The 25690-nt window shown below is 67.3% G+C and carries 22 protein-coding genes and 1 pseudogene; 15 read left to right on the top strand and 8 right to left on the bottom strand.

All coding sequences use genetic code 11. The features are described 5' to 3' along the window. Window positions 1–2: 2 nt before the first annotated feature. Window positions 3–584, bottom strand: coding sequence for a DUF4126 domain-containing protein (locus tag ACZ46K_RS26595; RefSeq protein ID WP_054805359.1), 582 nt, complete (start codon window positions 582–584; stop codon window positions 3–5). A gap of 99 nt (window positions 585–683) precedes the next feature. Between ACZ46K_RS26595 and ACZ46K_RS26590 the strand changes: the two genes are divergently transcribed. Beyond that, the gene (locus ACZ46K_RS26590; RefSeq protein ID WP_054805360.1) at window positions 684–2069 is read left to right on the top strand and encodes a sigma 54-interacting transcriptional regulator; all 1386 of its coding nucleotides are present in this window, start codon (window positions 684–686) and stop codon (window positions 2067–2069) included. After that, entirely contained in the window at window positions 2069–4003 is a 1935-nt protein-coding gene (locus ACZ46K_RS26585) for a vWA domain-containing protein (protein ID WP_464745687.1), read from the top strand. Before ACZ46K_RS26590 ends, ACZ46K_RS26585 begins: the two co-directional genes overlap by 1 nt. Window positions 4004–4033: 30 nt before the next feature. Here ACZ46K_RS26585 and ACZ46K_RS26580 read toward each other — a convergent pair whose 3' ends face one another. After that, window positions 4034–4726, bottom strand: coding sequence for an SDR family NAD(P)-dependent oxidoreductase (locus tag ACZ46K_RS26580; RefSeq protein ID WP_054805361.1), 693 nt, complete (start codon window positions 4724–4726; stop codon window positions 4034–4036). Window positions 4727–4861: 135 nt separating this feature from the next. Here ACZ46K_RS26580 and ACZ46K_RS26575 point away from each other — a divergent pair, with 135 nt between their 5' ends. From ACZ46K_RS26575 to ACZ46K_RS26540, 8 genes are all read left to right on the top strand, one after another. After that, entirely contained in the window at window positions 4862–5761 is a 900-nt protein-coding gene (locus ACZ46K_RS26575; protein ID WP_464745684.1) for a LysR family transcriptional regulator, read from the top strand. Window positions 5762–5903: 142 nt separating this feature from the next. Beyond that, window positions 5904–7262: an MFS transporter gene (locus tag ACZ46K_RS26570; protein WP_054805362.1), complete on the top strand. Its 1359-nt coding sequence runs from the start codon at window positions 5904–5906 to the stop codon at window positions 7260–7262. Window positions 7263–7321: 59 nt separating this feature from the next. Beyond that, entirely contained in the window at window positions 7322–8233 is a 912-nt protein-coding gene (locus ACZ46K_RS26565) for a shikimate dehydrogenase (protein ID WP_464749478.1), read from the top strand. Then, on the top strand, window positions 8230–10179 hold the full coding sequence (locus ACZ46K_RS26560; protein WP_054810560.1) for an NADH:flavin oxidoreductase: 1950 nt from the start codon (window positions 8230–8232) through the stop codon (window positions 10177–10179). The genes ACZ46K_RS26565 and ACZ46K_RS26560 overlap by 4 nt, the downstream gene beginning before the upstream one ends. Further along, window positions 10176–11054: an aldo/keto reductase gene (locus ACZ46K_RS26555; protein ID WP_464745681.1), complete on the top strand. Its 879-nt coding sequence runs from the start codon at window positions 10176–10178 to the stop codon at window positions 11052–11054. Before ACZ46K_RS26560 ends, ACZ46K_RS26555 begins: the two co-directional genes overlap by 4 nt. After that, window positions 11054–12133, top strand: a complete 1080-nt coding sequence (locus tag ACZ46K_RS26550; RefSeq protein ID WP_054805363.1) for a Gfo/Idh/MocA family protein — start codon at window positions 11054–11056, stop codon at window positions 12131–12133. The genes ACZ46K_RS26555 and ACZ46K_RS26550 overlap by 1 nt, the downstream gene beginning before the upstream one ends. Window positions 12134–12141: 8 nt before the next feature. After that, complete coding sequence (locus ACZ46K_RS26545) at window positions 12142–13872, top strand: FAD-dependent oxidoreductase (protein ID WP_054810562.1); 1731 nt, start codon at window positions 12142–12144, stop codon at window positions 13870–13872. Continuing rightward, window positions 13869–14693, top strand: coding sequence for a sugar phosphate isomerase/epimerase family protein (locus tag ACZ46K_RS26540; protein WP_464745678.1), 825 nt, complete (start codon window positions 13869–13871; stop codon window positions 14691–14693). Before ACZ46K_RS26545 ends, ACZ46K_RS26540 begins: the two co-directional genes overlap by 4 nt. A 20-nt stretch (window positions 14694–14713) precedes the next feature. On the opposite strand, the gene ACZ46K_RS26535 is transcribed toward ACZ46K_RS26540, so the two are convergent. From ACZ46K_RS26535 to ACZ46K_RS26525, 3 genes are all read right to left on the bottom strand, one after another. Continuing rightward, on the bottom strand, window positions 14714–15886 hold the full coding sequence (locus ACZ46K_RS26535; RefSeq protein WP_464745676.1) for an MFS transporter: 1173 nt from the start codon (window positions 15884–15886) through the stop codon (window positions 14714–14716). Between the two features lie 3 nt (window positions 15887–15889). Then, window positions 15890–16282, bottom strand: a complete 393-nt coding sequence (locus ACZ46K_RS26530; protein WP_054807505.1) for a flagellar basal body L-ring protein FlgH — start codon at window positions 16280–16282, stop codon at window positions 15890–15892. A 102-nt stretch (window positions 16283–16384) separates the two neighbouring features. Further along, entirely contained in the window at window positions 16385–16792 is a 408-nt protein-coding gene (locus ACZ46K_RS26525; protein ID WP_464745674.1) for a zinc ribbon domain-containing protein, read from the bottom strand. Window positions 16793–16866: 74 nt separating this feature from the next. Between ACZ46K_RS26525 and ACZ46K_RS26520 the strand changes: the two genes are divergently transcribed. Next, window positions 16867–18597, top strand: a complete 1731-nt coding sequence (locus ACZ46K_RS26520) for an ABC transporter ATP-binding protein (protein WP_464745673.1) — start codon at window positions 16867–16869, stop codon at window positions 18595–18597. Then, window positions 18594–20384 carry an ABC transporter ATP-binding protein gene (locus ACZ46K_RS26515; RefSeq protein WP_464745671.1) on the top strand — a complete coding sequence of 597 codons (1791 nt, stop codon included), beginning with the start codon at window positions 18594–18596 and terminating at the stop codon, window positions 20382–20384. Before ACZ46K_RS26520 ends, ACZ46K_RS26515 begins: the two co-directional genes overlap by 4 nt. Here ACZ46K_RS26515 and ACZ46K_RS26510 read toward each other — a convergent pair. From ACZ46K_RS26510 to ACZ46K_RS26500, 3 genes and pseudogenes are all read right to left on the bottom strand, one after another. Then, window positions 20373–21299, bottom strand: a complete 927-nt coding sequence (locus tag ACZ46K_RS26510) for an AEC family transporter (RefSeq protein WP_464745669.1) — start codon at window positions 21297–21299, stop codon at window positions 20373–20375. The genes ACZ46K_RS26515 and ACZ46K_RS26510 overlap by 12 nt on opposite strands. Window positions 21300–21785: 486 nt before the next feature. After that, window positions 21786–22043: a 30S ribosomal protein S18 gene (gene rpsR, locus ACZ46K_RS26505; protein ID WP_054719669.1), complete on the bottom strand. Its 258-nt coding sequence runs from the start codon at window positions 22041–22043 to the stop codon at window positions 21786–21788. Between the two features lie 78 nt (window positions 22044–22121). Then, window positions 22122–22208: pseudogene (locus tag ACZ46K_RS26500) on the bottom strand (30S ribosomal protein S14); the annotation flags it as partial. A 44-nt stretch (window positions 22209–22252) separates the two neighbouring features. Here ACZ46K_RS26500 and ACZ46K_RS26495 point away from each other — a divergent pair. From ACZ46K_RS26495 to ACZ46K_RS26485, 3 genes are all read left to right on the top strand, one after another. Beyond that, window positions 22253–22942 carry a response regulator transcription factor gene (locus ACZ46K_RS26495; protein WP_464745667.1) on the top strand — a complete coding sequence of 230 codons (690 nt, stop codon included), beginning with the start codon at window positions 22253–22255 and terminating at the stop codon, window positions 22940–22942. Window positions 22943–22950: 8 nt separating this feature from the next. Beyond that, the gene (locus ACZ46K_RS26490; protein ID WP_464745665.1) at window positions 22951–24330 is read left to right on the top strand and encodes a sensor histidine kinase; all 1380 of its coding nucleotides are present in this window, start codon (window positions 22951–22953) and stop codon (window positions 24328–24330) included. A 132-nt stretch (window positions 24331–24462) separates the two neighbouring features. Continuing rightward, on the top strand, window positions 24463–25677 hold the full coding sequence (locus ACZ46K_RS26485) for a S1C family serine protease (RefSeq protein ID WP_054807335.1): 1215 nt from the start codon (window positions 24463–24465) through the stop codon (window positions 25675–25677). Window positions 25678–25690 lie beyond the last annotated feature (13 nt).

Raw genomic sequence — 25690 nt, 5'->3', positions numbered from 1 at the left:
AGTCAGGCCGTTCGTGCGCGGCGCGCGCGTCGCATCCGTCCGTATCCCTTGAACCCGAGCCACCCGAACAAGATCAACAGAGGGATCACCAGCAGCGGCAGGACCAGCGCGATCAACGACGTCACGAACGACACGGTGCTGTCGATCACCGACAGCACAGGGTTGCCGACTCCTGCGGTTGTGGCGGTACTCACGGCGCGGGTACCGGTCTGCGCGGTGCTCACCGCGAGCGCGGTGGGCGCGCCCACGACGATCCCGGCGATCGCCGCCCACGTCGGATCGAGGTTGCTGAACGCCGCCCACGCCACCAGGGCCCCCGCGATCGGACGGGTGACCGTACCGGCCAGGAACAACGCATTGTCGACCAGCGGGATCAGATCGGCGAGCACTTCCGCGACCGTTGCGATCGCCAACGCGGTGAGCGCCGCCGTGGAACCGACCCACTGCATGGAATCGCCCACCACGATTCCGAACAGTTCGAAGTGCACGGCCGCGCTCAACATCAGCAGGGGAAGGAACGTGCGCAACCCGGTCGCGGCGGCCAGGCCGAGCCCGAGCAGCACCGCCAGGAGCCAGGTGTCCATGAGCGGAAGTGTATGCGCGGCGCCGCAGATTGCCGTCCTTTCGCCCGCCCGATTCGCGAGGGGATGCCGAAACGTCGCGACGGTCGTACCTTTGGTGGGGTGACGTCCCCCTCATCCCGCCCGTCCACTCTCGGTGATCTGCGCGCGTCCGGACACGTGCAGCGTTCCGTCAAGGACGAGATCAGACAGAATCTGCTCACCGCCCTGCGCGACGGCACCGATCCGTGGCCAGGAATCGTCGGATTCGACGAGACGGTGGTCCCGCAGCTCGAGCGGGCGCTGCTCGCCGGCCACGACGTGGTGCTGCTCGGTGAACGAGGCCAGGGCAAGACCCGCCTGCTGCGCACCCTGCCGCTGCTCCTGGACGAATGGACACCAGTGATCGCCGGGTCGGAACTGGGCGAACACCCGTACGAGCCGATCACACCCGCGTCCATCCGCCGCGCGGCCGAACTCGGCGACGACCTGCCCGTCGCGTGGCGGCACCGCAGCGAGCGTTACGCGGAGAAGCTGGCCACCCCGGACACATCCGTCGCCGACCTCGTGGGCGACGTCGACCCGGTCAAGGTCGCGGAGGGGCGTAGCCTCGGCGACCCCGAGACCATCCATTTCGGTCTCGTGCCGCGGTCGCACCGCGGCATCGTCGCCGTCAACGAGCTTCCCGACCTCGCCGAACGCATCCAGGTGTCGCTGCTGAACGTCATGGAGGAACGCGACATCCAAGTGCGCGGGTACACCATCAGGCTGCCGCTGGACGTGCTGCTCGTCGCGAGCGCCAACCCTGAGGACTACACGAACCGCGGACGCATCATCACCCCGCTCAAAGATCGCTTCGGCGCGGAGATCCGTACGCACTACCCGATGGAACTCGACGACGAGATCGCGGTGATCCGGCAGGAGGCCGAACTGCAGTCCCGTGTTCCCGGTTTCCTGCTCGAGATCCTCGCGCGCTTCACCAGGCTGCTGCGCGAGTCGACTTCGGTCGACCAACGGTCCGGTGTCTCGGCACGGTTCGCGGTCGCGGGGGCCGAGACCGTCGCCGCTTCGGCTGTGCGCCGCGGTGCGGTGCTGGGGGAGGACGATCCGGTGGCGCGTCCGGTCGATCTCGGCACCGTCGTCGAAGTATTGCGCGGCAAGGTCGAATTCGAGTCCGGTGAGGAGGGGCGAGAATTCGAGGTCCTCGACCACCTGCTGCGGCGCGCTACCGCCGAGACCGCCCGTGCTCGCCTGGCCGGCATCGACCTCGCCCCGCTCGTTGCGGCCGTCGAACAGGGAGATCCTGTGGTCACGGGGGAGCGGATCACCGCGAAGGTGCTGCTCGACGAACTTCCCGAACTGCCCGTGCTCGACGACATCGCCGACCGCCTCGGCGCGAGCGATCCCGGTACTCGCGCCTCAGCGATCGAGTTCGCACTCGAGGGGCTCTACCTGGCGCGGCGCATCTCCAAGGACACGGGCGACGACGGCGCGGCGGTGTATTCCTGATGAGCAGGGCAGCTCGCTACGGTCCCTATCACGGAGGTGATCCGCTCGCCCCGCCGGTGGACCTGCGTGATGCCCTCGCGTCGATCGGCGACGACGTCCTCGCGGGCAGTTCGCCGCGACAGGCTTTGCGCGAGCTCCTCCGGCGCGGACAGGGCAACATGCGTGGCCTGGACAAGCTTGCAGCGCAGGCGAACAGGCGTAAGCGTGAGCTGCTCGACCGCAACAACCTCGACGGCACCCTGCGGGAGGTGCGCGAACTGCTGGACAAGGCCGTCCTCGAAGAACGGAAGACGCTCGCGCGGGCCCTCGACGACGATGCGCGCTTCTCGGAGATGCGCATGGAGGAACTCCCGAGCTCCACGGCGCAGGCCGTGCAGGAACTGGCCGACTACGACTGGCGGAGCGCCGAGGCGCGCGAGGACTACGAGAAGATCCGCGACCTGCTGGGTCGGGAGATGCTCGACCAACGGTTCGCCGGTATGAAGCAGGCGCTAGAGGGCGCGACCGACGAAGATCGGCAGCGTATCGCCGACATGCTGTCGGACCTCAACGATCTGCTCGACAAGCACTCGCGCGGTGAGGACACCCCGGAGGACTTCGCGCAGTTCATGGCCGAACACGGCGACTTCTTCCCGGAGAATCCGCAGAACGTCGAGGAACTCCTCGATTCCCTCGCACAGCGTGCCGCGGCAGCGCAGCGACTACGCAATTCGCTGACGCAGGAACAGCGCGACGAACTCGATGCGCTGGCCCAGCAGGCATTCGGCTCGCAAGACCTCATGCAGCAACTCGACCGGCTCGACGGCAACCTGCGCGCAGCCAGGCCCGGCGAGGACTGGACGGGTTCGCAACGGTTCCGCGGCGACGAGGGCATGGGGCTCGGTGAGGGCACCGGTGCGCTGCAAGAGATTTCCGAACTCGACCAGCTCGCCGAGCAGCTCTCGCAACAATACGCGGGTGCCTCGCTCGACGATGTCGACCTCGATGCCCTCGAACGTCACCTCGGCCCCGAAGCCGTCGCCGATGCGCGGACCCTCGCCGAACTCGAGAAGGAACTGCAGAAGCAGGGATTCTTCGACCGCGGAGCCGACGGGCAGTGGCGTCTGTCTCCGAAGGCAATGCGGCAACTCGGGCAGCACGCGTTGCGCGATGTGATGAACCGGATCTCGTCGCGGGGCGGGCAACGCGAGACGCGGCGCGCGGGGGCGATGGGGGAGCCGACCGGAGCGGCCAGGCCGTGGGAGTTCGGCGATACCGAACCGTGGGATGTCGTGCGCACGTTGACCAATGCGACGCTGCGCGATCCAGGTGTACCAGTGCGGATGGCGGTGTCGGACGTCGAAGTGGTCGAGACGGAACAGCGCGCACAGGCTGCGGTCGCGCTTCTCGTCGACACCTCGTTCTCGATGGTCATGGACGGGCGATGGGTGCCGATGAAGCGCACTGCACTCGCGTTGAACCACCTCGTGTCCACCCGATTCCGCGGTGATGCGTTGCAACTCATCGCGTTCGGACGGCACGCGCGGGTGGTCACGGCTCCTGAACTCGCAGGGTTGGACGGCGTCTACGAGCAGGGCACCAACCTGCATCACGCGCTGTTGCTCGCCGGCAGGCATCTACGACGACATCCGAACGCGCAACCGGTGGTCCTCGTCGTCACCGATGGGGAACCGACCGCGCACCTGGAACCGGACGGGTACGCGGCGTTCGACTATCCGCCGAGCGCACGGACACTCGGGCTGACCGTGCGCGAACTCGACCACCTCGCGAAGATCGATGCGCAGGTGACGATCTTCCGACTCGGCGACGATCCCGGACTTGCGCGGATCGTCGACAGGATGGCACGCCGTGTGGGTGGTCGGGTGGTCGCGCCGGACCTCGACGGCCTCGGTGCCGCTGTGGTGGGCAATTACGTGCGGATGCGGCGTCGCTGACCTCGCGCTGGTACCGGCACGACAGTTGCGTCAGTACGACGCACGCCCACCGCTCGCGTCGTACACGGCGCCGGTGGAGTAGCTCAACGCGTCCGAAGACAGCCACGCGACGAGTTCCGCAATCTCCTCCGGGCGGCCCATCCGGCTCATCGGAGTCAGGCTCTGTGAACGGGCGAGGATCGCCGGGTCGGTGTCGGCGTTCATGGGGCTTTCCACGGCCGCCGGGGCGACGACATTGGCGAGCACGCCCGTCGTGGCGATCTCCTTGCCGAGGGATTTGGTCAAGGCGATCACGGCGGCCTTCGACGCCGAATATGCGCTCTGGGTGGGGTTTCCGTCCTTCGCCGCGATGCTCGCCAGGTTCACGATGCGTCCCCATCCGGACTCGATCATGCCAGGGGTGAACGCGCGGCACATCAGGAAGGTGCCGTCGACGTTGACGCGGAAAGTGCGTTGCCAGTCGGTGAAGTCGACGTCGGTCACGGGTGCGGACGGGCCTACGATGCCGGCGCTGTTGACGAGGATGTCCACCTTGCCCACGCGCATTCGCAGCCGGTCGACGGAATCAGGGTCGGTGACGTCGAGATAGTCGTCGGCGCCGGGGGCGATGTCGGCGGTGGTGACCTGCACACCGGCATCAACGAGGCGTTTCGCGCACGCTGCGCCGATTCCGCTGGCACCTCCGGTGACGAGTGCGGTCGCGCGTGTGGGATAGGTGATCATCGGAGGTCTCCTCGGGGAACTATGTACGAACCGAGTACAAACTATGTACAAAGTCGGCATAATTGATGTCACTGTTGTGTGCGAGACAAATATACGGCCGCGGAGGCGGGCGTCAATTCCTCGAGGAGGAAATCGGTGGAAATTCGCTGGATACAAGCGTTCGTGGCGGTCGCCGAGGAACTGCACTTCGGCCGCGCCGCCCAACGGTTGCAGATGGCGCAGTCGCCGCTGAGCCAGACGGTGCGCAAACTCGAGAAGGATCTCCGCGTCACTCTGTTCGAACGCAACACCCGCAGTGTCGCGCTCACTGCGGGCGGGCACGCCTTTCTTCCGCACGCCTACCAGATTCTCGAAAATGTCGAGACGGCCAGGCAGGCCGCCCGCGCCTCGGAAGGGCGCGTCTACGGCCGGATCAGGATCGGGTTCACGGGTGTGCTGAACCATCTGGCGCTACCGCCGCTCACCCGTGCGCTACGTCAGCGCTATCCGGACATCGAACTGACTCTTGTCGGTCGAATCATGACGCGTGATGCGGTGGATCAACTGGAAAGCGGCGCACTCGATCTGGCCTTCGTGGGGCTTCCTGTGCAGTCGGTGAGCGTCGCGACGCGGCTGATCCGTCGTGAACCGTTCGGGGCGGTGCTACCGACAGACCATCCACTCGCCGGTGAATCGGAGATCGACCTCCGCGATCTCGCCGACGACGGGTTCATCACCACGCCGATCTCCGCGGGATCGTCGTTGCAGGAAGTGGCGATGCGCGCCTGTCTGGACGCGGGCTTCCGGCCACGCATCGTGCAGGAGATCACCGACCCGTACATGATCCTGCTGCTCGTCTCGACCGGAGTCGGTGTCGCGCTCATGACCTCGGGAATCGCACCGATCGCCCCGCCCGGCACCGTGTTCGTGCCCCTTGCCGGTGAGCCTGTCTATATGCAGCACGGTCTCGGGTGGTCGCGCAAGCGGATCTCGCCGGCATTACAGGTAGCGCTCGATCTCGCCGAGGAGATCCTGCCCGGCCCTATTGAGACGTAATCGGTCTTTTTCAAAGACTTTTTCAGTGTTGGACGCGAAATAGTGCTGCGTGTCACTCTCGTTTCGTTCCGGCGAGTATGAGGGCCGTCTTCTCCGAGGAGTCCTCGGTGTTCGTCGGATTCTGGGACGAAAGGAACATCAGATGACGAACAGCCACGCGGCCGCGCCCGGTACGGGCAGCACCGCGAACGCCCGCCGGGCGGCGATCTCCGGCTTCCTCGGAAGCACACTCGAGTACTACGACTTCTTCATCTACGGCTCTGCCGCGGCCCTGGTCTTCAGCCACATATTCTTCCCCGGCGGCGGCGCGACCGCGACTCTGCTGTCGATCAGTACCCTGGGCGTCGCGTATGTGGCGCGTCCGCTCGGCGCGGTGCTGTGGGGACACTGGGGCGACAAATTCGGCCGGCGCAACGCGCTTCTGGCTTGTTTGCTCATGATGGGGGTCTCGACGTTCATCATCGGTTGCCTGCCCACCTACGACCAGATCGGTATGGCCGCACCCGTGATCCTGGTGCTGCTCCGGTTGTTGCAGGGATTGTCCGCCGGCGGTGAATCGCCTGGGTCGTCATCGCTCACCCTCGAGCACGCTCCGGAGCGCCGTCGCGCGTTCTTCACGTCGTTCACCATGAGCGGCATCATGTTCGGAATCGTCGTGTCGAGCCTGGTCTTCATTCCGGTGGCGTCGCTGCCTGATGAGGCCCTGTACTCGTGGGGCTGGCGGGTCCCGTTCTGGCTGAGCATCGTTGTGACGGTCGTTGCCGTGTGGCTGCGTCGCAAGCTCGACGAGCCCGAGGTGTTCGAGGAAATGCAGGAGAACGGTGAGACGGCGTCGCTGCCCGTCGTCGAGATGTTCCGCTCGCATTGGCGCACGGTGATCCGCGTCAGCCTGTCGTCCAGCTTCGCGATGATCAACACCATCGTCAACGTTTTCGCCCTCGCGTACGCAGTCGATGTGCAGGGCATGGACCGGTCTTCGATGCTGTGGGCGATCGCCGCCGCCAACTTCGTCGCGGTGCTCACTCAACCGCTCTTCGGGATCCTCGCCGACCGCATCGGACGCAAGCCGGTGTTCGTGTTCGGCGCGATCGGATCGGGCGGCATGGTGTTCGTGTTCTTCCATGCGATCAGCACCGGTAGCGCACCGATGGTCTTCGCCAGCGGCATCATCATGATCGGTTTCTTCTATGCGATGCCCAACGGCATCTACCCGGCCTACTTCCCGGAGCAGTTCCCCGCAAAGGTGCGCTACACCGGCATGGCCGTGAGCCTGATGCTCGGTCTGCTGGTCGCCGGATTCACCCCCGCGATCGCGCAGGTCATCTCGTCCGGTGACGTCGCAAACTGGGCCCCCGTCGCGTGGATGTGCTTGGGCTTCGCCGTCCTGTCCGCGGGCGCTGCGCTGACCGGTCCCGAAACCTACCGCACCCCCACCGAGGAACTCGGCGGATCGAGCCCCAGCTCACCGGCGAAACTCGAGAAGAGCTTCGCGGACGCCTGACCGATCGCCCTCACCGAGGTGCTCCCCGTGAGCGCCGAAGCACCCCACCCCACAGGAGCATCATAGTGTCCACCGCGCACCGTATCGCGCTGGTCGGCGCCGGAATCGGCTCGTCGCTGTCGCCGGCCCTGCACACCCGCGAAGCCGTCGAGCTCGGTCTCGGCAACTACCGCTACGACCTGATCGACCTCGACGCCGAGAACCTGGACGTCTCCGACACCGCCGACGTCGTCCGCAAAGCGGTCCGCGACGGCCACACCGGGTTGAACATCACACATCCCTGCAAACAGCTCGTCATTCCCGCCCTCGACGACCTGTCGGACAACGCGCGGCTGCTGGGTGCCGTCAACACCGTAGTGGTGGACGACGGCCGGTTGATCGGTCACAACACCGATCACAGCGGCTTCCTGACGGCTCTGCGTGGTGGATTGCCCGGAGTCGACCTCCACACTGTGCTCCTCGTGGGGGCGGGCGGCGCCGGCTCCGCCGTCGCGTATGCGCTCGCCGCCGCAGGAGTTGCACACCTGCAGATCGCGGACGTCGACGCGGACCGTGCTGCGGCTGTGTGTGCGCGCGTGTCCGCAGCAGTCGGCGGCATCCGCACGACACCTCTCGCAGTGACGCAGATCGGCGATGCACTGCCCGCGTGCACCGGTGTGGTCAATGCAACGCCGATCGGCATGACCGGCCACCCCGGCACCCCTTTCGATCCCGCGGCGCTGCGCCCGGACCTGTGGGTCGTCGACATCGTCTACCGCCCGATGCGCACCGAACTGCTCTCGGCTGCACAGTCTCTCGGATGCGAGGTCCTCGACGGCGGGCACATGCTCGTTGCTCAGGCAGCCGATACGTTCACGCTGCTCACGGGTGTGCGCGCCGACGCAGACCGTATGCGCCGCCATCTTGCCGAACTGATCGCCGAACGTGCACTCGCGACTTCGGCAGCAACCCGGACTCAGGAGACCCGATGACCACCCCCGCCTTCGCCCGGCCACTCGAACTCGGGCCGGTGCGACTGCGCAACCGCTTCGTGTCCGCGCCCATGGAACGCAACTACTGCGACCCCGATGGCACCATGACCGACGAGTACCTCGCCTACCTCGAACGCCGCGCCGCCGGCGGCGCGGCGCTGGTGTTCACCGAAGCCGCCTATGTGCGGGCCGACGGCAAGGGCCGTATCCGGCAGATGGGTGTCGACGACGACGATCGCATTCCCGGCATCGCCCGCATGGCCGAGGCAGTGCACGCGTACGGCGCGCTCGTCGGGGTGGAACTCAACCACGGCGGTCGCACCGCACAGGGCGCCGTCAGCGGATTCGTTCCGGTCGCACCCACCCCCATCCCGTGCATGGTCGTCGGTGGCGAGATGCCCGAGCAGCTCGAGGACGACGACATCGAGCACATCATCGAGTGCTTCGGCGAGGCCGCCGCGCGCTGCGCGCGGGCAGGCGTCGACGTGTTGTCGCTGCACGGCGGCCACGGATACCTCATCCACCAGTTCCTCTCGCCCGCCTACAATCAGCGCGACGACAAGTGGGCCGATCCCACCCTGTTCGTCAACCGTGTCATCGACGCCGTGCGTTCCGCGGCGCCCGATCTGGCACTCGGTATCCGTTTCTCCGCGTTCGAAGGCGTCGAGGGCGGTCTCGATGCCGACACCACCCGCGCGCGCCTCGACGCAATCGATACGCGCCGCCTCGATTTTCTCGACGTGTCGGCAGGAAACTATGAAGCGGGGCAGTGGATCATCCAGCCCGGTGAGTGGGCTCGAGGCCTGCTCGCCCCCTATGCCGAGCAGTACACGCGCGACTTCGACATCCCCGTCGGTGTTGCCGGTCGCATCAGCACCCCCGAATCGGCCGAGGAGATCATCGCCTCCGGCCAGGCCGATTTCGTATCCATGGCCCGCACACTGCACGCTGACCCGGACTTCCCGAACCGTGCGCTCGAAGGCCGGCGCTACCGCCCGTGCATTGCCTGCAACTACTGCATAGACAGCCTCGCCGCCGGAGCTGTTCCCTGCTCGGTGAACCCGTGGGTGGGGCGAGAACTCGATCAGCCCACCGAATCGGCCCGTACCCCGGTGCGCGTCGCCGTCGTCGGCGGTGGACCGGCCGGTCTGTCGGTGGCTCGCGAACTGGCCGTCGTCGGCCATCACGTGGATATCTACGATGAACGTGACAGCCTCGGAGGGGATTTCGCGCTCGCAGCCGATCTCCACGAATACCCGGAGTATCGGCGGATCATCGACTGGTATCTCGCTGAACTAGCCGATCTCCCGGTGACCTGCCACACCGGGGTGAGCGTGGATGCCCGGACTCTTGCCACGCTCGATTTCGACGCGATCGTGCTTGCCACCGGAGGACGCGGTCCCGCCCTCGACGTGCCCGGCCTGCACACCCGGCGCGTCCGTGACGTCCGGGACTTCCTCGCCTCCGGTGAACCGGCACCCGACGCCATCACCATCTTCGGTGCCGATCGCGAAGCCGCCGCCGTCGCCGACGACCTGCTGTTGAAGGGAACCGACGTCGTCATGATCGGACCGCAGCCGACCGTCGCTCACGATGTCGGACGCCGCGCCAAGATCGTCCTGCTGCCGCGCCTCGCCGCCGCCGAGAACTTCACCGCACATCTGTCCTCGAGCCTCGTCCGGATCGACACCCATCGGATTGTGATCTCCACCAAGGGCGAGACCCGAACCGTGGACGCGCCCGGCGAATTACTCGTCTCGCAGGGCATCGAACCGCGCGCCGACCTGCTCACGGAACTGCGACGCCTCACCCCGCCGTTCGGTGTACACAGTGTGGGCGACGCCAGTGGCGATGGCGGGTCCATCCACGCAGCCAACATCACCGCCGCAGACGTGGCCGCACGCATCACCGCAGCCGCAGACACCCGCTCGGAGGCCCTCGCATGAATCCCCCTGTATACACCGACGGCACCGCCGTCACGACAGACACCGACGGCACCGCCGTCACGACCCGGGATGCCGTGCGCGCCGCGCTGCCGCCCATCGGACTCGGCACCTGGCCACTGGTGGGGCAGGACGCCACTACCGCCGTGCTCAGCGGCATCGAGTCCGGTTACCGCTTGATCGATACCGCCGCGATCTACGACAACGAAGATGCTGTAGGTGTGGCCCTCGCCGAGTGTGGAGTACCCCGCGACGAACTGTTCGTGACCACGAAACTACGTGGCAATGATCATGTTTCGGGAGATGTCCGGGGAGCTGTCGAGCGGAGCCTCGACAGGCTGGGGCTCGAGTACCTCGACCTGTTCCTCATTCATTGGCCGCTACCCCGACTGGACCGGTACGTCGCCGCGTTCGAGGGAATTCTCGAGTGTCGCGACGCGGGCCTGGTCCGCTACGCGGGCGTGTCCAACTTCCTCGAGCACCACCTGCGCAGGGTGGTCGTCGAGACGGGAGAAGCCCCCGCTGTCAACCAGATCCAGATGGACCCGACCATCGCCCGGTTACCCGTGCGCCACGCCGACGACGAACTGGGTGTGTTCACCCAGTCGTGGAGCCCCCTCGGCCGGGGCGAGACCTTGGGTTCACCGGTGGTCACCGCGATCGCGGACCGTCTCGGTGCTACTCCGGCCCAGGTGATCCTGGCGTGGCACCGGGCACACGATGTCGTCCCGATCGCACGGTCGGCGAACCCGCAGCGTCAGTCGGAGAACCTGGCCGCCGTCCGCGTCCATCTCGACCCTGCGGACGTCGCCACCCTCGACGCGCTCGACCGCGGTGAGGGCGCTGCACGCGATGTCGAACGTGAGGAGCACTTCTGATGGCGCTGCGCATCGGTATCGTCGGATGCGGCCGGATCACCGGCAACCACGCCCGCGCTCTGCAGAACATCCCGGGTGTCGAGATCGTCGGTTGCGCCGACGCGGATCTCGATCGCGCCCGCGTGTTCGCGCAGCAGCACGGCATCATGCACGCCGTCTCGTCCGTCGAGGAGTTGTTCGCGCTCGGACTCGATGCGTGCACCGTGTGCACCCCACATCCCGTTCACGAGCAGATCGTCCTCGCCGCTGCGGATGCCGGCATCCACGTGTTGTGCGAGAAACCGATCGCCGTGGATGTGGCCGCCGCCGACCGCATGATCGACGCGGCCGACCGGGCAGGCATCACGTTCGGAGTGCTGTTCCAACGCCGCTTCTGGCCCGCCGCACAGCGCATCAGAGCCGCGATCGACGACGGCCGACTCGGCGCACCCGTGCTCGGCGAGGTGTCGGTGCTGCTGCACCGTCCGTCGAGCTACTACTCGGCGGACGCATGGCGTGGCCGGTGGGACACCGACGGCGGCGGTGTGCTCATGACGCAGGCGGTCCACCAGATCGACATGCTGGCGTGGTTCATGGGAGACCCCGTCCGTGTCTTCGGGACGATAGGCACTCGATTCCATGGCGACCACATCGAAACCGAGGACACCGCCTCGGCCGTCGTCACCTTCGCATCGGGTGGCACCGCCACGATCACCGCCACCACCGGTGTCGATCACAACCTCGGTAACCGGGTCACCGTGATCGGGCGGACCGGCGCTGTCGCGAGCGTGCACGAGTTTCCCGAAGGGCGCGAAGGGATCAACGAGATCTGGACCGTCCCAGGAGAACTCGAACTCGACAGCCCGCTGGACCCGAGGATCGACGCGAACCTCGATGTCGGCGACGTCAATGCGGGCCTGATCGACTTCCACACCCTGCAGGTGCAGGACTTCGCCGACGCGGTACGCACCGGACGCAACCCTGCCGTCACCGGTCGTGACGCCCGCACATCACTTGCGGTGATCGAAGCGATCTATCGCTCCGCCCGCACCGGTGGGCCCGTCGACCTCGAGCCCGCACCCACCCTTCAAGAAAGGTAGAGAATCCGATGACCTCCGCAACACCCACAGGCGACCCCGACTACGATGTGGTGGTCGTCGGCTCCGGTGCAGGTGGCCTGTCCACCGCCATCGCTGCGGCCCACCACGGAGCATCCGTGCTTGTGCTCGAGAAAGCCGACGTGTGCGGCGGCGCCACCGCATGGTCGGGAGGCTGGATGTGGGCACCGCGCAACATGTTCGCGCGTGCCGACGGCGTCGACGAACCCCGAGGGCTACCGCGTACCTACCTCGAGCATCGGCTCGGCGACAACTTCGATGCACCGAAGGTCGACGCGCTGCTCGACGGTGCACCGGAGATGGTCGAGTTCTTCGAGACGAAGACCGCTCTGCAGTTCGTGCCCGGCGCCGGCATCGCGGACATCCACGGCGACACTCCGGGCGCCGGTACCGGGCACCGCTCCGTCGGGCCTCGGCCGGTGAACCTGCGCAAGCTCGGACCCGACGTGGCGCGCCTACTGCGCAGGCAACTGTATGAGACGTCGTTCCTCGGGATGGGCATCATGGCCGGCCCCGACCTGCAGGCGTTCCTGCATTCGACGCGTTCACCGAAGGCCTTCGTGCACTGCGCGCGGCGGGTATCCGCGCACATGCTCGACCTCGTCACCAAGCAGCGCGGTCAGCAGCTCGTCAACGGCACCGCACTCGTCGGCCGGTTGCTGCGGTCGGCGCTCGACGTGGGTGTACACATTCGGGTGTCCACCGCGGTCACCGACCTGACCACCGACGGCACCGGACGCGTCGCGGGCGTACGAGCAGAGGGACCCGATGGCGCCTACACCGTGACTGCGCGGCGCGGTGTGGTTCTCGCGACCGGAGGCTTCAGCCGCGACGTCGACCGTCGACGCGAATTGTTCCCACGCACCCCCACCGGGCACGAACACTGGACGCTCACACCGCCGACCACCACCGGCGACGGCATCTCCCTCGGTGAATCCGTCGGAGGTCGCCTCGACCGTACAGTCGCGTCACCGGTGGCGTACTGCCCTGTCTCGCTCGTGAAATACCGCAACGGCAAGGAGAGCGTGTTCCCGCACATCATGGATCGCGCCAAGCCCGGAGCGATCGGGGTTCTCGTCGACGGCAAGCGATTCGTCAACGAAGCGCTCGGTTACCACGACTACACCCTTGCAATGGTCGAGCAGGTGCCTGAGGGCGACGAGGTGTGCTCGTGGCTGATCGCCGACGCCCGCTACATGAAGTACTACCCGCTCGGCATGGCGAAGCCGCTTCCGATCCCGATGCTGCCGTATCTGCGTTCCGGATATCTCACCCGCGCCGCGACGATCCGGGAGCTCGCCGCGAAGATCGGTGTAGACCCGGACGGTCTCGACAAGACCGTCACCGTGTTCAACGAACATGCCCGGGCCGGTGAGGATCCCGAGTTCGGTCGCGGTTCCACACCGTTCGGCGTCAGATCCGGTGACGCCGACAACCCTTGGCCCAACGCCTCTCTGGCACCGCTGGAGAGGGGGCCTTTCTACGCCGTGAAGGTAGTGCCGGGAAGTTTCGGGACCTTCGCGGGCCTGGCCACCGATGCCGACTCGCGGGTGCTCGACGACAACGACACCCCGATCGACGGTCTCTATGCGGTCGGCGTCGACCAGGCATCCGTGATGGGCGGGCATTACCCGTCGGGCGGCATCAATCTCGGCCCCGCCATGACCTTCGGCTACCTCACCGGTCGCCGCCTCGCCTCGACTCCAGGAGAACACCGATGACCGCACCGCTGGGGCTTGCTGCCCTCACCGTCCTCGACATCGCGCCGCTGCAGCATGTCGAGCTCGCCGAACAGCACGGTTTCGACACCATCGGTCTGCGTCTGCTCCCGGCTGCGCCGGGCAGCATCGCGTACCCGCTGCACGAGGACCCGGTTGCGCTCGACACCCTGATCCGGCGGCTCGACGACTCACCGGTCGACGTGTTCGATCTCGAGATCATCCGCATCGGTGAGGATTTCGATGCCGCCGCGTATGTGCCGATGCTCGAAGCGGGCGCGCGGCTGGGCACCCGCGCCGTGCTCGTGGGCGGGGACGACCCGGACCGTGGTCGGCTGACCGACTCGTACGCCGCGCTCGCGCAGCTGTGCGCGCAGTACGGGCTTGTCGCGAGCCTCGAATTCATGCCGTGGACAGCTGTGCCCGACGCGAAGGCCGCGGTCGAGATCGTGTCACAGGCCGACGGCCCGGCCCGCAGCGTTCTCGTCGACGCACTGCACGTCGGACGGTCCACGACGTCCCTCGACGACCTGGCCGCGATTCCGCGGGAATGGCTGCACTATGCGCAGATGTGCGACGGGTCGGTGCCCGCCCCGACCGACGACGCCGAACTGATCCGGCACGCTCGTGAAGAACGACTCGTACCCGGGACGGGGGGCATCGATCTCCCCGCGATCTGGGCGACGCTGCCCGAGCATCTGCCGGTGAGCATCGAGCTACCGAACGAGGCGCTTCGTCGGGCAGCGGGTACCGGGCCGTGGCTCGATCGGCTGGCGGCCGCGACGAGGGACGTACTCGCGGCGGTGCCGTCGGCCTGTCACTGAGTCGCTGCACCCGGGCAGCGTCAGCTGCGCAAGGCGCGCCACGTGGAGGTGGCGGCGGCGGACAGCAGCGCTGCCGTCACCCAGAACACCGAGGCAACCCCCGCGACACCGGCGATCGCGCCCGCCGCGAGTGGCACGGCGACCTGCCCGAGGCGGTTGCCCGTCAGCCGCACCGCCAGCGCCGACGCCCGATCCGGCGGCACGACCAATTCGACGACCCACGTCATCGTCAGCGGCTGGCCCACGCCCCAGAACACTCCGCACACCGCAAGCAGCACCCCGATCACCCACGGGTTCGGCACCAGCGGAATCAGCGCGACCGGCACAATCGTGCCTGCGGTCGCCGACAACAACAGCTGCCGCCGGGGGATCCGTCGCAACGCCCACGGCAGTAGCGCGCGCGAGACTATCGACGCGACCGTGCGCGCGGTGAGCAGCACGGATACGAGCAGCACTCCGAAGCCGAATTGCTCGCCGAGCAGCGGTAGGTACACCACGATGAGGTCGACGGAGGCCAGCACGATGAGACTCGACAGCATCGCCGGTTTCATGCCGGGCGTGGCGAGCATCGAGCGAACCGACTGGGGTGGACCGTCCTTCGCGGTGCGCCCGGATCCGGGCGGTTCTCGCAGCCTGATGACGAACGGCAATGCCAGCGCGGCCAGCACCGTCATCGCGATGAGCGCACCCGTGGTCTCGACGGCGCCGTCGCCGGTGCTGTGTGTCGCGGCGATCGCACCCGCGACCGGCACTCCCACCGCCTGCCCGATCGACACGCCGAGCGTGATCCCGGCGAATCCGCGGTCGAGTTCGCCCGGCGGCGACAGGATCGAGACGAACGCCTGACCGGAGACGGTGACGAGCAGCTGGCCGAGCCCGAGCACGATGTTGCCGAGCCCCAGCACCAGCAGGCCGGAACTCAGGGCGATCAGCCCGACACCCACCGTGGACACGACGATCCCGCCGCGCAGAATCACCGTGGCGTGGCCGCGGTCGACAGCGCGCCCCATCCGGACCGCCGCGAGCAACGGCACGAGCGCGTAGAGGGCGGTGATGATGCCGATCGTCGCGGCGTCGCCACCGAGGGAGAGGATCCGGTAAGACACGAGGACACGCACCGACTGGAACGCGGCATGCAGCAGCGCGGTCGAGGTGCAGAGATAGAACAGCCAGTGGCGTGGAGGGGACTGCATCGATCAGGAAGCGGTGACCACTCGATCCCCGAGCGGCGAATCCAACTGAACCTCGACGGTTCCGAACACCGCGACCATGATGCACATACTGTCCCGCATCTCCGGCAGTGTGCCGCCCATCAGCGACACGGTCACGACGTCGTCGGTCTCGGTCACGGTCGGGTCGACGCCGAAGCACTCCGGAGTTCCGGTCTCGAAATGCAGCGAGATCCGGTCGTCGCCGCTGCGCGAGAAGGACGTGATCGTCAGAGGGTGAGTCTCGACGATGTCGGGTCGCGCCGAAAACACCGTGGCACCCGCCGGTTCGGGACTCTCCGGTAGCGGCTCGACGTCCGGGGGTGTGGAGCCGCACGCGACGGCGAGGAGACAGCTGGCGAGGAGCACGAACAGGCGCATGCTTTCCACCGTAGGCGTGCCACGTGGCAATGTGTGGAGGCCGCGCACGATGTACGGAGGACCTGAACGTCTCTCCTGTCCTGTTGGCAGGAGATTCCCGACTCAGACCGCACCCGAACCACCCCCAGAAGGAGGCGGATCCCAATGACCTACGTCGTCGACACCGGTGTGGCCACGCTCTGCCACAGCCAGAATCACTCTGGCAGCGTTCCGATCCCGACACGCGGTATGCCCGCACGCCCAGCATCGGAAGACTCGTTCAGCGAGTCCGAGGGGTTGCTCGGCTCTCGCGAAACACCCCGAACACGTCATCGCCGCATCCGCCGCCTTCCGCGCCATCTTCGACTTCGCGAGAAACTTGGGCTTGAAGTCCTCCACCGCCAGCAGCTGATGCTCACTGACGACACGCTTGGCCCAGACCAGTCCGTCGTGCCGGTTCTGCCGGGCCGCCTTCTTCTGCACCTTCGCGCCCACCGACACGGTGTGCTCGGCCCGATTCGGTTGCTCCACGCAGCCCACCCCATGGAAGGAGGACGGCGCTTCCTCTCACTCGTGAACGAGGGAGTATCCGCGCCGGATAATAGATGAAGTTGCCAGTGTTTTTCGATCCGCCTCCCCAAGCGATGCCGACGCCCGAGGTCGGCGTCGACGACACGACCACACCGCGCCGCTTCACCGTGCGGACGATGCTGGCGGCGAAGAAGTGGACGATCCCCGCCGCGCTGCTGGTCGCGATCCATCAGGTATGCGAGACGCTGGTGCCCGTCGTCATGGGGCAGGCCATCGACCGGGCGGTCGCCACCAGGGACTTCGATGCGCTGTGGCGGTGGCTGCTCGTCCTCGCCGCGGTCTTCGCCGTCCTGACGGTGTCGGCGCGATTCGGTGGGCGGATCGGGCAGGCCGGCATGCTCGCGGTGCAGCATCGGATGCGCACGCGCGTCACCGACCGGATCCTCGACGTGCGCGGTGTGGGCGGCCAGCAGCGGACCCCCGGCGACATGCTCAACATCGCGACGTCGGACGTCGAACAGCTCGCCAGGGGCATCGCCGTCATGGTGTACCCGATCGGGCACGTCGCCGCGGTCGTGTTCGGAGCGATCATGCTTCTGAGCGTGTCGTGGCCACTCGGACTGGCGATCCTCATCGGGGCACCGGTGATCCTCTGGCTGCTCGACAAAGGCTCAGGCCCGTTGCGTCGGCGCAGCTTCGAGGAACAGCGGGTCGCGGGTGCGGCCGCAGGCACCGCCACCGACCTCGTCACGGGCATTCGTGTCGTCAAGGGCATCGGTGCCGACGCGGAGGCGTCGCGGCGGTATCTCGGAGCGAGTCGCCGTGCTCTCGACGGCGTACTCCGTTCGGCGCGTGCCGAAGGCGCCTACGTCGGAACCATGGAATTCGCGTCGGGCCTGCTCATCGTCGGTGTCGCTGTGGCGGCAGGCGCGATGGCGGTGACCGGGTCGTTGACCGTCGGGCAGCTCATCACCGTCGTCGGCGTGACACAGGTGATCATGGGTCCGCTCGCTGCACTCGGATCCAACATGGGTGCGGTGTGGGCGGCAGCCGTCGCTTCCGCGGAACGGGTCCTCAGCGTGCTGCAGGCGCCGCCCGCCGTCGACACCGGTGATCGTGGGGCCCCCGGCGACTCGGCCGTCGAATTCGATTCGCTCACTGCCGGACACGCATGCGACCTGGATCTGAGCATCGCTGCGGGCACCTTCGTCGTGGTGCACACCGACGCCGAGACCACCGCCGATCTCGTCGCGGTGCTGTCGCGATCACGTCACCCGGAACACGGGCGCGTCCTCATCGGCGGCGTCGACCTGTTCGATCTCGGATCCGACGCGGCGAGGCGCAGCATGCGGGTGGCGCCGCACGCGTCGCACCTGTTCGAGGGCACCGTCGCCGACAACATCGCCGCGGGAATCCCGGTGGGTGCTTCCGACACCGATGCGAAGGTCACCCGCGCGGTATTCGCTGCCGCGTGCGACGACGTCGCGCGAGTACTGCCCGCCGGACTCGACACCCCGGTCGGTGAGGCGGGGCGGCTGCTGTCCGGTGGACAGCGTCAGCGTGTCTCGCTCGCACGTGCGCTCGCCGCGCCCGCTGATGTGCTCGTGCTGGTCGATCCGACGACGGCCGTCGACTCCGTCACCGAGGCCACGATCGCGGAACGTCTACCGGAGCTGCGGCGCGGACAGACCACGGTGGTGTTCACCCGATCGCCCGCGTTCACGGCAGCGGCCGACGACGTGGTGGTGCTGACCGACCGAGATGTACCTGGACGTTCCTTCGCATCCTCTGGGGAGAGCCGATGACCACCAATGGCATTCGTGCAGGTGAGCGGTTCCGGACCGCGGATGCGCGCAGCACCATCCGCATCTCGCGGTCGGCGTTCGCAGGTAAGGGACCCGCGGCGTGCGGCCTGTTCGTCGTGCTGGTGGTCGGTGCGGCGGCCGGACTGGTAACGCCGTGGGCGATGGGTCGGTCGGTCGATGTCGTGCTCGACGGCGGCGACCTCACCGATATCGCGTGGCTCGCCGCGGCGATGGTCGTCGGTGTCGTGGTGTTCGCTGCATTGAGTGGGCTCGGCCTGATGCTCACCTCACAGCTGTTCGAGACCGGTCTGGCACGCTTGCGCGAACGCATGCTCGCGGCGGCGATGCGTATGCCGCTGGCCCGGATCGAATCGGCCGGTAGCGGCGACCTCGTGTCGCGGGCGACCGACGATGTCGCTCAGGTCAGTTCCGCGATCCGGGAGGCAGCCCCCGCGATCTCCGGCGCGCTGTTCACCGTCGCGCTCACGATGCTCGGCCTGGCAGTGCTGGACTGGCGGTTCCTGATCGTGCTGATCGTGGTGCTGCCGGTCCACTATCTGGGTGCGCGCATGTACACGCGCGACGCCCCGCCGATCTATCAGAAGTCACGGATCGCGATGGGGGAGCGTGCACACCACGTCCTCGGCGGAATTCGTGGTCTGCCGACGGTGCACGCGTTCGATCTCGGCCCGAGCCTCGCCGGCCCGATCGACGAACATTCGTGGTGGGTCGCGAGGTGGGAGCTGCGGGCCCGCATCGTCGTGAACCGCCTGTTCGGCCGGGTGAACCTCGCCGAATTCCTCGGGATGGCGTCGATCCTGTTCGTCGGGTTCCTGCTCGTCGACGGAGGCGCAGTCACCGTCGGTGTCACGACCACCGCGATGCTGTTCTTCCTGCGACTGTTCGGGCCGCTCGGGCAGCTGCTGATGGTGATGGACTCGCTGCAGAGCGGACTCGCGTCGCTGTCGCGGATCGCAGGTCTGATCGAGGAGTGCGAAGAGTACGACAGCGCCGATCGCGAGCAGGCCGAGGCGCCGGCGCCGGTCGGCCGCGAGCTCGTCGCGCGCGACGTGCGGTTCGGATACGAGAGCGGACCCGAGATCGTGCACGGGGTGGATCTGACGATCGGTGATGGCGAACATGTCGCACTCGTCGGTGCATCCGGTGCGGGAAAGACCACCTTCGCGGCGGTGCTCGCGGGTGTGCATCCCGCACGCGCTGGAACCGTGACATTCGGTGGAGTCCCGATCGCCGAGCTGGGCGACGAGCGTCGTACCCGCGAGATCGCTCTCGTCACCCAGGAAGTGCACGTGTTCTCCGGGGCAGTGCGCGACGACCTGCGGATGGCCGCTCCCGACGCAACGGACGAGCAGCTCGTCTCCGTGCTCGAAAGGGTCGGTGCTCACGGCTGGGTGTCGCGGCTGCCGTCGGGGCTCGACACCGAGGTGGGCTCGGGCGGTCACGTGCTCACCCCGATGCAGGAACAACAGCTCGCGCTGGCGCGCCTGATCCTGCTCGACCCGGCCCTGGTCATCCTCGACGAGGCCACGGCCGACGCCGGGTCGGCCGGTGCCGACGAGCTCGAGGAGTCTGCGGAGGAAGCGTTGAAGGGGCGGAGCGCGCTGATCGTCGCGCACCGCTTGAGCCAGGCGGCGCGCGCCGACCGGATCGTGCTGATGGACGACGGCCGGATCGTCGAACAGGGCTCGCACGACGAGCTGGTTCGTCGCGGCGGCCGGTATGCGCGACTGTGGGCCGCGTGGTCGGTGGGTAGGTCAGGCGAGTAGCGCGGTGGCGATTCCGATCCCGGGGATCGCCGCGATAGTCGTGACGAGCGCGGCGTCGCGGGCGAGGACCATCCCGCGGCCGTAGGCGCTCGCGTAGACGAACACGCTCTGCGCGGTCGGGAGCATCGCCACGACGACCACCGCGAACAGTTCGGTGCCGTCGAGTCCGAGCAGGTAGCGACCCATCGCCCACGCGAGCACCGGCTGGACGACGATCTTGAGTAACGACGCGAGCGCGATGTCGCGTCTCGGGCTGGTGCCCTTCTGGAGTACCCGCACGCCCTGCAGCGACAATCCGAACGCGAGAAGTGCGCCGGGCACCGACGCGCCACCGAGCAGTTGGATCGGTTGCAGCAGTGCGTCGGGCACGCTCCACCCCGTCCCTGCCACGACGAGCCCGGCAGCACCGGCGACGACGATCGGGTTCTTGAACGGCGTGATGAGCGTCTGGATCCGCGACGCTCCCGGTCGCGCGGTGGACAGGTCGAGGGCGGTGAGCGCGATGGGGGAGAGGACCACGATCTGGAACAACATCAGGGGCGCGACGAACGAGGCGTCGCCGAGCACGAACACCGCAATGGGGATTCCGAGATTGGCGGAGTTGACGTACCCGGATGAAAGCGCGCCGACCGTCAATTCGGGGACCGCGCGTTTCAACCACAGCCGCGCGATCACGATGTAGGCGATGGACACGGCGAATGCGGTGGCCGCGCCGACGTAGAGGTGTTCGGAGAAGATCGTCGACAGGTCGGAGGTGGCGAGTGCGTCGAACAACAGCGCGGGCGTGGCGACGACGAACACGATCCGGCTGAGCACGTTCTGCGCTTCGGCACCCAGCGTGCCGCGTCGGCCCAGGACGAAGCCGATTGCGATGATCACGAAGATCACTGTGAATCCCGAGATCACGCCAGACATGGTTGCCCAGTCTAAAGACCTTCCCGGTAGGTCCTCGCTGGGCGTGCACATCTCGTCGCGAATGTCACGAGAATCGCCCGGATGTGCACAACCACGAAGTTGTCCAATGGCCGACGGCAGACTGACGCTGCGACAGCTTCGCCACTACCGGCGGGTACACCGCAACGTCTACGTCCATCCGGATGTGGAGGTGACACCGGTGCTGCGAGCGCGGGCCGCGTGGCTGTGGTCCGGGTTCGGTTGCTGCTCATCCGCAGCGGCCTACCTGTGCCTGAGACCCAGGTGCCGGTTGTCGACGGGTCGCGGGTGGTCGGGCATGCCGACATGGGATGGCGGCAATGGCGCGCCGGCTCCGTTTGGCCGGCGCTCTGGTCTGAACGTGCACAACTCGGCGCGCAGATCGACTACCAGCGACAACAACTGCGCACTCGACCAACGACAGGCGCCCCTCCCGAAGAATCGGGAGGGGCGCCTTCGATGCGCGTGTTACTTGCTGCTGACGTAGGGCAGCAGAGCCATCTCACGAGCGTTCTTGACGGCGATGGCGACCTCGCGCTGCTGCTGCGGGGTCAGGCCCGTGACGCGGCGGCTGCGGATCTTGCCGCGGTCGGAGATGAACGTGCGGAGCAGGTTCACATCCTTGTAGTCGACATGGTCGATCTTCGCCGCGAAGAGGGGATTCTTCTTCGGCTTGCGGCCCTCGACGGCACGCGACTTCTTCGACGGTCCTCGCTTGACAGCCATTCCTCGCTCCTCACCAGCTCGACGTGGACGCCGGGTGATCCCGGGGCGGGCAGGCTCACGTATCCATGAGAACCCGAACTTCCGCAGGTGGCCGCGTGGGCGACCGTCCGCAGCGTCTCGATTGCGCAATCGTACCGGACTCCCATCGCGGGGTTGACAGCGCAACCGTTCTCAGGCACCTCTCAGCGCTTCGGTTCACACTGGTGTGCATGCGCATCTTGGTGGTCGACGACGACCGGGCGGTGCGGGAATCCCTGCGCCGATCACTCAGCTTCAACGGATACACCGTCGACCTGGCGTTCGACGGGCACGACGCACTCGAGAAGGTCGCTGCAGCCCGACCGGACGCGATGGTGCTCGACGTCATGATGCCGCGCGTCGACGGGCTCGAAGTGTGCCGGCGACTGCGCAGTACGGGAGACGACCTGCCGATCCTCGTGCTCACCGCGCGCGACTCGGTCTCCGAGCGGGTGTCCGGGCTCGACGCAGGCGCCGACGACTACCTGCCCAAACCGTTCGCACTCGAAGAACTCCTCGCACGTCTCCGGGCCCTGCTGCGACGCGCCACCCCGGATCCGGACAGCGGACTCGAGGACGCGATGTCCTTCGAGGACCTCACCCTCAACCCCGCGACCCGCGAGGTCACCCGTGGGGACCGGCAGATCAGCTTCACCCGCACCGAGTTCGCGCTCATGGAGATGCTCATGGCGAACCCGCGACGGGTGCTCACGCGCAGCCGGATCCTCGAGGAAGTGTGGGGCTACGATTTCCCGACGTCGGGCAACGCCCTCGAGGTGTACGTCGGGTACCTGCGTCGTAAGACCGAGGCAGGCGGCGAACCGCGACTCATCCACACGGTGCGCGGCGTCGGCTACGTACTGCGCGAGACTCCTCCGTGAGTGGCCAGATGAGACCCCCCATGTTGTTGACCCGGTCGGTGCCACTGCGCACCCGGGTCACCTTGCTGGCTGCCGGAGCGGTGGCGCTCGCGGTCGCCGTGACGTCCATCGCCGCGTACATGGTGGTGTCGCGTGCCCTCTACTCCGACATCGACAAGCAACTGCACGCGCGCGTGGCCGCGCTCGTCGAGTCGAGCACCCTGATCACCTACGACCCCCGCTACATCGGCGGTGCCCAGCTCTACAGCTCCGACATCAGTGTCGCACTCATCTATCCGGACCTCGGCCGATACGTGCCGCCCGGATCATCGGTACCGATCGGCGACCCGGAACTCGCCGTCGCCGAAGGTGACCAGATGTCGTCGTTGCGGACCGTCGCACAGCAACGGGTGCTTGCGCAGCAGATCCCGGACGGCAGCACCATCGTCATCGCGCAGCGGCTGCGACCCACGGTCGAAGTGCTCAACCGGCTCGCGAGCGTGCTGTTCATCGTCGGCGGGTGCGGTGTGGTGCTCGCCGCGGCCGTCGGCGCAACGGTGGGTCGCACCGGTCTGCGTCCGATCGCGCGACTCACCGCCGCCGCCGAACGTGTCGCGAGAACCGACGATCTGAGACCGATCCGGGTGACCGGGCACGACGAGCTCGCGCGACTCACCGAGAGCTTCAACATGATGTTGCGGGCGCTCGCCGAATCGCGGGAGCGGCAATCCCGGCTCGTGGCGGATGCCGGCCACGAATTGCGCACGCCGCTGACCTCGCTGCGAACCAACATGGAACTGCTCATCGCCGCGAGCCGCCCCGGGGCGCCGAGCCTGCCCGACGACGACATGGCCGAACTCCGCGAAGACGTTGTCGGCCAGATCGCGGAACTGTCGACCCTGGTCGGCGACCTCGTCGATCTTGCACGGGAGGAGGCGCCGGAGACGGTGTTCGAGGCCGTCGACATCGCGGATGTGGTCGATCGCAGCCTCGAGCGCGCACGACGGCGTCGCACGGAGATCGATTTCACCGCCACCACCGAACCGTGGTTCGTGTTCGGCGACCACGCGACCCTCACCCGTGCAGTGGTCAACGTCCTCGACAATGCGGCGAAGTGGAGCCCGGCGGACGAGGACGTGGTGGTGAAGATGCACCAGATCGGCCACGGTCTGATGGAACTGACCGTCGACGACGCCGGACCGGGCATCCCCGAAGAAGAGCGGGAGCTGGTGTTCGAACGGTTCTACCGGGCGACGACGGCTCGTTCCATGCCCGGCTCCGGGCTGGGTTTGGCCATCGTGCGGCAAGTGGTGATGAAACACGGCGGCACGATCGCAGTGGACCGCTCGGAGCGCGGGGGCGCACTGATTCGCATCGTGCTTCCCGGAACACCTCAGCTCGATGCGTAGCGAACGCAGCCGAACCGTGATTGCCAGGAAATTCCGAGCCAGTTCTTCAGGCGGTTCTCAGCTGTTGGGTCCATTGTTGAAGGAGTCAAGTCCACATCTCCGCTCGACCCGAAGGATGAAGGCGACGAACCGATGACCGACGACCCCAACCACGGTGCCGGACAATCCGGGCAGCCCCAGCAGCCGTACCAGAGTGGAATGCCACCGAGCGCTCCGTACCAGCAGGTGCCTCCGCAGCCTCCGCACCAGCAACCGCAGCGCACGTCCGGGCGTACCGCCCTGGTGGCAGGTGCAATCGCCTTGGCGCTCGTCAGCGGCGGTATCGGCGGTGCGGTGGGTGCATGGGCGATGCGTGATTCCGGCAGTGTCGCAGTGACGAACGCGCTCGACGCACCGCGCCCGGACACCACCACCGTGGCGAACGCTCCCGACGGGTCTGTGCAAGCGGTCGCCCAGAGGGTGGTCCCCAGCGTCGTGCGTATCGAAGTGGTCGGGCGTTCCGGGGCGGGCGAGGGGTCGGGGGTGGTCCTCTCGTCGGACGGCCTGATCCTGAGCAACAACCACGTCGTGGCGGGAGGCGGCCAAGGTGCGCAACTCACCGTGTACTTCTCCGACGGATCATCGGCACCGGCCAGCGTCGTCGGGACGGATCCGATCACCGACATCGCGGTGATCCGAGTCGACGGACGCACCGACCTCACTCCGATCGAACTGGGCAACTCGGACAACCTTCAGGTGGGCCAGCCCGTGGTGGCGGTCGGTTCGCCGCTGGGGCTCGAGAGCACTGTGACCTCGGGAATCGTTTCTGCGCTCAACCGGCCCGTCTCCACCAGCGGCGAGACCGGTAACCAGAACACGGTGATCGACGCGATCCAGACCGACGCCGCGATCAACCCCGGTAACTCGGGTGGTGCGCTCGTCGACATGGAGGGCAACCTGGTCGGAATCAACACCGCCATCGCGACCTCGGGTCAGCAGTCCGGTTCGATCGGTCTCGGCTTCGCGATCCCCGTCGATCAGGCCAGGCGCATCGCCGACGAACTCGTCGGCACGGGAACCGCGACGCACTCTCTCATCGGTGTCCAGGTGCCGGCGCAGGCCGCCGTGAACGGTGCCGCCGTCGCCGAGGTCGTCCCTGACGGGCCTGCCGAGCGTGCCGGGATCCCCGCCGGCTCGGTCATCACGAAAGTCGACGACCGGGTCGTCACGGATGGTGATTCCCTGATCGCGGCGATCCGTTCGCAGGCGCCGGGAACCACGGTGAGCGTCACGTACACCGACGCACAGGGCAACAACCCGACGACGGTCGATGTTCAAACCGCCTCCGACGCGGATGGTGGCCGATGATTCAGGAGGCAGA

Source organism: Rhodococcus sp. JCM 9793 (genome assembly GCF_055380405.1).
Note: the sequence above shows the minus strand (reverse complement) of the source record. Positions and strands in the feature narration are given on the sequence as shown.